This is a genomic window from Paenibacillus haidiansis, assembly GCF_036553665.1.
GTDB lineage: Bacteria > Bacillota > Bacilli > Paenibacillales > Paenibacillaceae > Fontibacillus > Fontibacillus haidiansis.
In genome coordinates, this window is record NZ_JAZHPZ010000038.1 from 1 (window position 1) to 5297 (window position 5297).

Here is a 5297-nt window from a genome sequence, read left to right on the forward strand (position 1 = left end):
AGACGGCTTTAAACGGACTTTTCCTTATTTTCCTGCAACATCAAACTTAAAAATCGATGCATCACAGAAAAAACGTATCTTTTTCAGCGGCCTCCTTCCTGCCGATGACTTGATTCGTGAACATTTCGCAAACACTGATTCTCCCAGTTGTTGCAGAAGTCCTCATACACTTGCTCGACTCCGCTGTCGGCTATCATGTGTCTGGCCAGAAAGTCGTACCAGAACTGATCGAAAGACAAAGGCATCCGGGTTCCATATTGGGAACGAAGGGTTACATAACGGTCCCAGATTTTGATTCGGAATGCTGCCAACTCATCACATCGCTCCATGTCGGTTCGCCTTTAAGCGGCGCTGGTGCCGCTGGGTATTTCTGACGTTTTCGCTCTTTCTTCGGCCAGCTTTTGAAATTGTTTCGCTCTTTCCAGATGAAAGGCACGCAATTGGTCGTGATATTGAGCCATTTTCATGTGCCAGTCGTGCATTTGCCTGACATAAACGGCGTGGTCATGCGTAAACATGGGCATTGCCTGTTTAGTAAACTGCATTCGATACCATTCCTCCTTGGGTAGGTGAATTTTGAACTTACAGCATCAGTCTATGGCAGACGTGTAGAAGCGACAACGGCATCCGCCCGGTTTCCGGTCATTTTTATCGGGTTGGTTGTCTCAAATGCAATCGGAAACACAACCTTCCTTCCTTCGGCATAGGCTAAATGGTAACAAGAATGAGGAGGAGATTTCATCGTGTATGCTTATCCGAATGGACTGTACAGAGAAACGGCAAATCCCGCATTATCCACAGTAACCTTGGTTGACCCGTATTTTTATCACACCTTACGCTCGCTTCAAGGAAAGACGGTGGTTATTGAAACGTTTCGGGGCCCTGTTCGGGGTACGATAACCGACGTGAAACCGGATCATGTCCTGCTGCAAACGGACAATTCCTCATTTTTTCTGCGTACGCAGCAAATGATTTGGGTTATGCCCTCTTAGTGTTTCCGCTGAAGCATAATGCCCGAAAGCTGACGGAATTGCCTGTCCGAGAGTTGACGAATATAATGTCCGTATCTCGGAAAAGGAAAAGGATGCCTCCCCATCGCGTGAACCTGCGGGAACAGGTTCACAGGAAGCATCCCCTCACAAAACGTATGATCATTGTATCAAAATACGAGCTGGTTGAGAAGAGCGCCGGCGTTTTCAGTTAGGTGTGCAGAAGTCGTCCCTTGCCCCTGTTGCGGAGGAAGCCTTTCGGTGATCGGAAGTCGGAAGCGAAAGCTGTGGGAGGCCTCAGGGGAACAGAGATTGTTAATCGTTCGAAGGTTGCGTTGTGTAACCTGTCGGAAGATTCATCATGAGCTGCCAAATTGCATTGTGCCTTACAAACGTTATGAATCGGCATGTGTGGAGAGCGTTGTTGCATCCGAACCGGAGGAGATCGTCGTCGCCGCGGATCATTCTACGCTGTACCGTTGGCGTAGCTGGTTTCGGTCGCAAACAGTGCATTGGATGGGTTGTCTCGAATCGATCGCCATTCGCTTTACACTGGACGTTGCGGAGGAGTCGTCCGGACCTTCGCAAACTGCACACCATCGTTTCGGACGGTACGTCGGCGATGCGGCCGGATGGCTGGCAAGAATTGTCCGTCCCGTCGCCAACTCAAATTTTTGGGTACATACCCGTTCTGCATTTTTGTCCGGAGCACGCTGAGATAGACTCGAAACGAAGTCTATCGGGGGATGGTGTTTCGGATGAAAGATCAGAAGAAAGCAGAGCAGATCGCCGTGGAGCGAGTTCAGCTCCTGGCTCCGCTGTTGGAAGAAGGGCTAGACCCAGCCAGATCAAGAGCAATCAAGACACGGATCTGTGAGCAGACGGGCTTGTCGGAGCGGACCCTGCGCCGGTATCTGGCGACGTACCGGCAGGAAGGATTCGGCGGGCTAAAGCCTAAGGGCAAAGGCAAGCAGCCGACGGCGCCCGCCATTGCGCCGAACATCGTGGACCAGGCGATTCTGTTACGCCGCGAGGTGCCGAGTCGGAGCGTCGCCCAAATTATTCAGATCATGGAATGGGAAGGCCTCATCGGGCCGGGACAGATCAAGCGGAGCACGTTGCAAGAGAAGCTCACAGAGCGCGGCTACAGTACCCGCCATATGCGGATGTACGCGGAATCCGGCGTTGCTGCGCGACGTTTCCAGCAGAAGCATCGAAATCGTCTGTGGCATTCCGATCTGAAATACGGTCCGTACTTGCCCATCGGACCGGGCGGTGCGATGAAACAGGTATTTCTCGTGACGTTCATCGACGATGCGACGCGGTTCGTTCTTCACGGGGAATTTTACCCGGTAATGGACAAGACGATCGTCGAGGATTGCTTCCGCAGGGCCATACAGAAATACGGGGTTCCGGAAGCGGTGTACTTCGACAACGGCAAGCAGTACCGCACGAAATGGATGACGAGGGCGTGCTCCAAGCTCGGAATCCGTCTTCTCTTCGCTAAGCCGTACTCGCCGGAATCCACGGGGAAAGTCGAGCGATTTAATCGTGTGGTGGACTCCTTTCTCAGTGAAGCGGCGCTTGAGAAGCCGAAGACGCTCGAGCGGTTGAACGAGCTGTTCCAGGTATGGCTTACCGAATGCTACCAAAACAAGCCGCATTCGGCGCTTCCCAACAAACAGAGCCCGTACAGCACATTCCAAAGCGACAAGAAGTCGCTGCGGTTTGCGGATCCGGATGTGCTCGCCGATGCGTTCCTGCATTGCGAGCCGCGCAAGGTCGACAAGTCCGGCTGCATCAGCTTCATGGATCGCAAGTATGAAGTGGGGCTGTCGTTCATGGGATGTACGGTGGATGTCGTATACGACCCGGCAGACATTACGGAACTCACGATCGAGTACGAAGGCCATCCGTCGTGGAGAGTGAAGGAGCTCGTCATCGGCGAACGCGCAGGCAAGCGCCCGCCGCTTCCGAAGCATTTACAACCGGAACCGACGGATTCGTCCCGGCTGCTCGCCGCCGCAGAAGAACGGAGCCACCAGCGTCACGACCATCAGGCGCCGGCTGTCACCTACCGGCGTGTTCTGAAGGAGAGCGGCGATGTTTGAGGCATTCTACGATCTGCATCGCTCTCCATTCTCGAGAGATCTGCCGACAAGCGAACTGTATGAGTCGGAAATCTTGGAAGAGACGCTCGGACGCTTAGCGTATGCGGCTCAGCGACAGTGGTTCGCGGTCGTTACCGGGGATTGCGGAACCGGGAAGACGACGACGATTCGGCGATTTACGGATACGCTCGACGCCGCAAAATTCAAGGTGTTGTATCTGTCGGATTCAAAATTGACACCAAGGCATTTCTACAAGGGGGTGCTCGAACAACTTGGTTGCGAGTCGAAGTTTTACCGCGGGGACGCCAAGCGTCAGTTGCATCGTGAGATTGAATTGATGCGTGGGATTCACGGTTTGCAGCCCGTCGTCGTCGTGGACGAGGCGCATCTGCTAGACCGAGAGATGCTGGAAGAGGTACGGTTCCTGCTCAACTTTAAGATGGACGCCCAAAGTCCGATGGCGCTGATCCTGGTCGGGCAAAGTGAGCTGTGGGAGCGACTCCATCTGCAAGCATACGCTGCCATTCGTCAGCGAATCGACCTGCAGTGCAAGCTTCCGCACTATGATCGCGCTCAGACAGGAGCATACATTGTCCGGCATATGGCTTACGCCGGTGCGGATCGGGATGTCTTCACAGACGGCGCAATTGATGACGTCTACCGCTTCTCCAGCGGAGCCGCTCGTCTGATTAACAAGCTATGCACGCACTGCTTGATTTACGGTGCGCAGAACAAACATCGTATCATAGACGATCATATGGTCAAGCGAGTGATCCAAGGGGAATTGTCATAATTCCCCTTTCGGTATAGCCTCATGCGGACAGATTGACCGTCAATAGAAGGACAACTTACGCCGTCAACCGCTGGACATTATGCGTTAGCAGTAACACTCTTAGCGCTCCAGCGCGGCATGAGACAAACGATCCCTGTCATAAAAATAATAAGAACCATAAATTTGATAAGGGGATGATGTCCGCCATGTTCAAGCGCATCAATCGATTGCCCATTGCATTGCCTGTTCCCAAACATCCGGACGCCAACGCCGCGGCGGCTGTGCAGGAACTATTAGGCGGCCGTTTCGGGGAGATGTCTACGTTGAATAATTATTTGGTCCAATCTTCGAATTTTCGCAGCAAAAAAAAGCTGAAGCCCTTTTATGAACTTGTGGCCAGCATTACGGCGGAGGAGGTTGGCCATGTGGAATTGGTGATGAATTCCATTAATTTATGCCTGTCCGGTTCCACATTTCCGGCAGATCCGGATGCGGCCCCTCTGCGCAACGGGCTTGACAAACGCAATACCTACCATTTTATTGCAACGGCTCAAACCTCGTTGCCCGGCGATTCGATGGGCAAAGCATGGAACGGTGATTATGTCTTTAACAGTGGCAATTTGGTACTCGATCTGCTTCATAACTTTTTTCTCGAATGCGGCGCCCGCACCCATAAGATGCGCGTGTACGAGATGACAGATCATCCTGTCGCCCGCGAAATGACGGGTTACTTGCTGGTCCGCGGGGGAGTTCATGTGCTTGCTTACGCGAAGGCGCTCGAAATCATGACCGGAGTCGACGTCAAAAAAATGCTCCCTATTCCCAATCTAGAGAATCGGGCATTTGATGCGACCCGCAAATACGAAGAACAGGGAATTCATCGAAAGTTATATACGTTTAGCGATTCAGACTATGAAGATATCGCTCAAATCTGGAAAGGATCCCACCCTTCCGACGGAGAGCGATTGGAAGTCGTCAGAGGAGTTCCCCAAGGAGGGGAAGTGCCCGATCTTGAAGAAGTGCCGGAAGAATTTGCTCCTGGCATCTCGAATGAGGATTTTATGCAGATTGCCCAACGGCTGCAAAAGCTCGCCGGATTGTAAGGTGTTGCGTTCCTATACGGGCAAGAGTTGCTGCTTACATATGGCATGTATACGAAACCTTTATTTATTTCTATTGGCCGTGCGCGACTCCCAGCGTGCGGCTCGTCACATAGTGGTGGTCAAGCACAACCCTTTATTGGAATGGTTTCAATTGTCTCTCCCTTAGTTCTTGAATTTTATTTTCTAAATATTCGATACGAGATTTTAGTTGTGCTTTCTCTATGACATGTTTTCTGCATATTTCCAGAAGTTTCTCGTTCTTTTCCTTCTCATTCTGAAGCGCCTGCTTAACTTTTTCATACCGATTCTCAAGCAATCTTTT

Annotated in this window: 7 protein-coding genes and 1 pseudogene; 5 read left to right on the plus strand and 3 right to left on the minus strand. The window is 51.9% G+C overall.

Annotation, left to right across the window (positions count from 1 at the left end; translation table 11 throughout):
- Positions 1 to 83: 83 nt before the first annotated feature.
- Both V3851_RS26785 and V3851_RS26790 read right to left on the minus strand, forming a co-directional pair.
- Positions 84 to 329 carry a hypothetical protein gene (locus tag V3851_RS26785; RefSeq protein ID WP_054943617.1) on the minus strand — a complete coding sequence of 82 codons (246 nt, stop codon included), beginning with the start codon at positions 327 to 329 and terminating at the stop codon, positions 84 to 86.
- Positions 330 to 341: 12 nt separating this feature from the next.
- A complete protein-coding gene (locus tag V3851_RS26790) occupies positions 342 to 545 on the minus strand; it encodes a hypothetical protein (protein ID WP_331849427.1) in 204 nt (67 codons plus the stop codon).
- A 198-nt stretch (positions 546 to 743) separates the two neighbouring features.
- On the opposite strand from V3851_RS26790, the gene V3851_RS26795 reads away from it, so the two are divergent.
- From V3851_RS26795 to V3851_RS26815, 5 genes are all read left to right on the plus strand, one after another.
- On the plus strand, positions 744 to 992 hold the full coding sequence (locus tag V3851_RS26795) for a YuzF family protein (protein WP_074730212.1): 249 nt from the start codon (positions 744 to 746) through the stop codon (positions 990 to 992).
- Positions 993 to 1175: 183 nt separating this feature from the next.
- Positions 1176 to 1706, plus strand: a complete 531-nt coding sequence (locus V3851_RS26800) for a DUF6431 domain-containing protein (protein WP_127607731.1) — start codon at positions 1176 to 1178, stop codon at positions 1704 to 1706.
- 41 nt (positions 1707 to 1747) lie between these two features.
- Positions 1748 to 3100, plus strand: coding sequence for a DDE-type integrase/transposase/recombinase (locus V3851_RS26805; RefSeq protein ID WP_331849428.1), 1353 nt, complete (start codon positions 1748 to 1750; stop codon positions 3098 to 3100).
- Positions 3093 to 3893, plus strand: a complete 801-nt coding sequence (locus tag V3851_RS26810; protein WP_107338592.1) for an ExeA family protein — start codon at positions 3093 to 3095, stop codon at positions 3891 to 3893. Before V3851_RS26805 ends, V3851_RS26810 begins: the two co-directional genes overlap by 8 nt.
- Positions 3894 to 4078: 185 nt before the next feature.
- A complete protein-coding gene (locus V3851_RS26815; RefSeq protein ID WP_054943616.1) occupies positions 4079 to 4975 on the plus strand; it encodes a manganese catalase family protein in 897 nt (298 codons plus the stop codon).
- Positions 4976 to 5108: 133 nt separating this feature from the next.
- Here V3851_RS26815 and V3851_RS26820 read toward each other — a convergent pair.
- A pseudogene (locus V3851_RS26820) lies at positions 5109 to 5297 on the minus strand (DUF6262 family protein); the annotation flags it as partial.